A 3,440-nucleotide genomic window follows, 5' to 3' on the forward strand; every position below is an offset into this window, starting at 1 on the left:
GACGTGGATCCCCCGTCGGTGACCGTCCGTAGGCGGCGTATCCTCGGGTGACCTGTCGTCGGCGAGGGGAGTGGCGGGTGCCGTCGATGCGCGACGTCGTGGTGGTGGGGGCCGGGCCGAACGGGCTGACCGCCGCCGTGGAGCTGGCCCGCCGCGGGATGTCCGTGGAGATCTTCGAGGCCAAGGAGACGGTGGGCGGCGGTGCGAGAACCGAGGAGCTGACGCTGCCGGGCTTCCGCCACGACACCTGCTCGGCCGTGCATCCCATGGGCGTGGGCTCCCCCGCGTTCCGCGCGATGCCGCTGGACCGTTACGGCCTGGAGTGGCTGCATCCCGAACTGCCGCTGGCGCACCCGTTCCCCGACGGCAGCGCCGCGGTGCTGGCGCGTTCGATCGGCGAGACGGCCGCCTATCTGGGGCCGCGCGACGCGGCTGCCTACCGGCGGCTGATGAAGCCGTTCGCGGGCAAGTGGGACACGCTCTCGGCCGACTTCCTGAAGGTGCCGTGGGACGGCCTGCCGCGCGACCCGGTCACGCTGGCGCGCCTCGGCCTGCCGGGGCTGGCGCCGGTGTCGTGGCTGACGCGCGTCTTCGCGGAGGACAAGGGCCGCGCGCTGCTGGCCGGTCTCGCCGCGCATGTCGTGGCGCCCGGGTCCACGCCCGTCACGGGGGCGATCGCGCTGGTCTTCGCGCTGGCGGCGCACGAGGTGGGCTGGCCGCTGGCGCGCGGGGGGTCGCAGGGGATCGCGGACGCGCTCACCGCGTATCTGCGCGACCTGGGCGGGGTGGTGCACACCGGCGTGGAGGTGAAGCGCCTGGACGAACTGCCACCGGCGCGCGCCTATGTCTTCGACACCTCACCCACCGCGATGGCCAGGATCGCCGGGCTCGGCCGGGCGTTCGGCCACTTCCGCTACGGAGCCGCCGCGTTCAAGGTGGACTACGCGCTCGAAGGACCGGTGCCCTGGACGGCGGCCGAGGCGCGGCGCGCCGGCTCCGTGCACATCGGGCCGGGCAGCGGGGAGATCGCGGCGGCGCTGCGCGCGGCGTCGGTGGAGGGGCGCGCCCCGGAGGCGCCGTTCCTGGTGACCTCGCAGCCGACGCTGGTGGACCCGGGGCGCGCGCCCGAGGGCAAGCACGTGTTCTGGGCGTACGGCCATGTGCCGAACGGCTGGGACGGCGACCTCACCGAGGCGATCGAGCGGCAGGTCGAGCGGTTCGCGCCCGGGTTCAGGGACCGGGTGCTCGCGCGGGCGGTCGCGGGCCCCGCCGAGCTGGCGCGGCGCAACGCGAACTACGTCGGCGGCGACTTCACCTGCGGCGCGTTCTCCGGCTGGCAGACGGTGTTCCGGCCGCGCCCGGCGTGGAACCCGTACGGAACGGCGCACCCGGCCGTCTTCCTGTGCTCCTCGGCGGCGTGGCCGGGGCCCGGGGTGCACGGCATGTCGGGGCACAACGCGGCGAAGGCGGTCTGGCGGCGGCTGCGGGCGGCCACGCGCTGAGCCCTCGCCGGAGAGCTGAACCCTCCCTGGTGAACGGCGTGGGCGCGCAGGTCGCCCATGGCCTCGACGAGCGGCGGCGGATAGGGTCGCCTGCGAGCCGAGTGATCACAAAAGGGCGGAACATGACAGACACGGGGCGCGTGCTGATCGCCGCGGATAAGTTCAAGGGTTCGCTGACGGCCGCCGAGGTCGCCGAGCATGTCACGGTCGGCATCCGTGCGGTCAGGCCCGCGGCGGTGGTCGAGTCGCTGCCGGTCGCCGACGGCGGGGACGGCACCGTCGAGGCGGCGGTGGCCGGTGGCTTCGTGCCGGTCGAGGCCGAGGTGACCGGGCCGCTGGGGCTGCCGGTGCTCGCGTCGTTCGCGCTGCGCGACGAGGTGGCCGTGGTGGAGATGGCCCAGGCGTCGGGACTGCGGCTGCTGCCGCCGTTCACGTTCGCGCCGATGACGGCCACGACCTACGGGACGGGCGAGCTGATCGCCGCGGCGCTGGACGCCGGGGCGCGCACGGTGGTGCTGGGCATCGGCGGCTCGGCGACCACGGACGGCGGGGCGGGGATGCTGACGGCGCTGGGCGCGAGCCTGCTGGACGCCGACGGCGACCCCCTGCCCTACGGCGGGGGGCCGCTGCGCGAGCTGGCCACCGCCGACCTGTCCGGGCTCGACCCCCGTCTGAAGGACACGGAGTTCGTGCTGGCCAGCGACGTGGACAACCCGCTGACCGGCCCGCGGGGCGCCGCCGCGGTCTACGGCCCGCAGAAGGGCGCCGACCCGGTGGAGGTGGAGGCGCTCGACACGGCGCTCGCGAACTTCGCCCGGGTGCTGGAACGGACCGCGGGCGCGCGCCCCGGCGAGTACGCCGGCGCGCCGGGCGCGGGCGCGGCGGGCGGGGTCGGCTTCGGGGCGCTGGTGGGGCTGGGAGCGACCTTCAGGGCCGGGATCGAGGTGCTGCTCGACGTCCTCGGCTTCGACGCGGCCCTCGCGCGCGCGGACGTGGTGATCACGGGCGAGGGCTCGCTCGACGAGCAGACGCTGCACGGCAAGGCCCCGGCCGGGGTCGCGGCGGCGGCGCGGGCGGCGGGCAAGCGGGTTCTGGCGGTCTGCGGGCGGCTGGCGATCGACGAGGAGGCGCTGCGCGGCGCGGGGATCGAACGGGCCTACCCGCTGGCCGAGATCGAGCCCGACCCCCGGGCCTCCATGGCGAACGCGGGCCCCCTGCTCGAACGGGTCGCCCGGCGGCTGGCCGAGGAGAACCTGTGACGTGCCACCCGGCGGGCCCGCCCCCGGGGGCGTGAAGGCCGCCGCTCCCGCCCGGCCCCCTTCCCCTTCACGCAGCCGTCACGCCGCCGTCACGCCGCCGATTCGTGGCGTGCCGTCGTCACCAGCGTGACCAGGGTCGTCGCCAGGCCGAGGGCGGCGAGGGTGGACCAGACGGGGGCCAGGTCGAGGCGTTCGGTCGCGGCGGGGCGGGCGAAGCCGAAGGGGTCCGTGGCGACCTCCACCGTCGCGCCGACCGGGACGGCCTCGTGGGGGCCGGTGGCCATGCGGCCCAGGTCCTCGCCGGTCGACGCGTCGACCAGGTCGTACTGGGTGCCGAAGTCGCGGGGCCCGTCCTCCTTGTGGGTGGCCACGACCCGGGCCGCCGTCGTCTCTCCCAGGGTGCCCTGGTAGATGACCGGGCCACCGAGGGCGAAGGCCATCCCGGTGACGCAAACGCGACGGCGGGGACGGCACGGCGCGGCAGGGACCCGGGGAGGGCGCGGAGGAGCAGCGCGGCGGCGCCGATCAGGGGCACCCAGACCAGCAGGCTGATGATGATCATCCACGCCCCGGTGCTCACCGAGAGCGCCGCGAGCAGCACCTCGGCGGCCAGCGCCCCGGCGGCCAGAACGGTGGCGCGGCGGGGGCGGTAGGTCGCGGCGCTCTCGGTGAGCACCGG

Annotated in this window: 3 protein-coding genes; 2 read left to right on the forward strand and 1 reads right to left on the reverse strand. The window is 76.1% G+C overall.

All coding sequences use genetic code 11. The features are described from left to right. Positions 1 to 77 precede the first annotated feature (77 nt). A complete protein-coding gene (locus ADY01_RS34180) occupies positions 78 to 1,502 on the forward strand; it encodes a phytoene desaturase family protein (protein ID WP_049580665.1) in 1,425 nt (474 codons plus the stop codon). 122 nt (positions 1,503 to 1,624) lie between these two features. Continuing rightward, on the forward strand, positions 1,625 to 2,761 hold the full coding sequence (locus ADY01_RS34185) for a glycerate kinase (RefSeq protein ID WP_049580666.1): 1,137 nt from the start codon (positions 1,625 to 1,627) through the stop codon (positions 2,759 to 2,761). Positions 2,762 to 2,850: 89 nt separating this feature from the next. On the opposite strand, the gene ADY01_RS34190 is transcribed toward ADY01_RS34185, so the two are convergent. Beyond that, a complete protein-coding gene (locus ADY01_RS34190) occupies positions 2,851 to 3,201 on the reverse strand; it encodes a hypothetical protein (RefSeq protein ID WP_049580667.1) in 351 nt (116 codons plus the stop codon). Positions 3,202 to 3,440: the final 239 nt, after the last annotated feature.

The sequence above is a fragment of the Streptomyces sp. SBT349 genome, assembly GCF_001083795.1.
In the GTDB taxonomy this organism is placed as follows: domain Bacteria; phylum Actinomycetota; class Actinomycetes; order Streptomycetales; family Streptomycetaceae; genus Streptomyces.

Coding starts and splice junctions, on each gene's coding strand:
- ADY01_RS34185 (WP_049580666.1), top strand. CDS start 1,625: ATGACAGACACGGGGCGCGTGCTGATCGCCGCGGATAAGTTCAAGGGT.
- ADY01_RS34190 (WP_049580667.1), bottom strand. CDS start 3,201: ATGGCCTTCGCCCTCGGTGGCCCGGTCATCTACCAGGGCACCCTGGGA.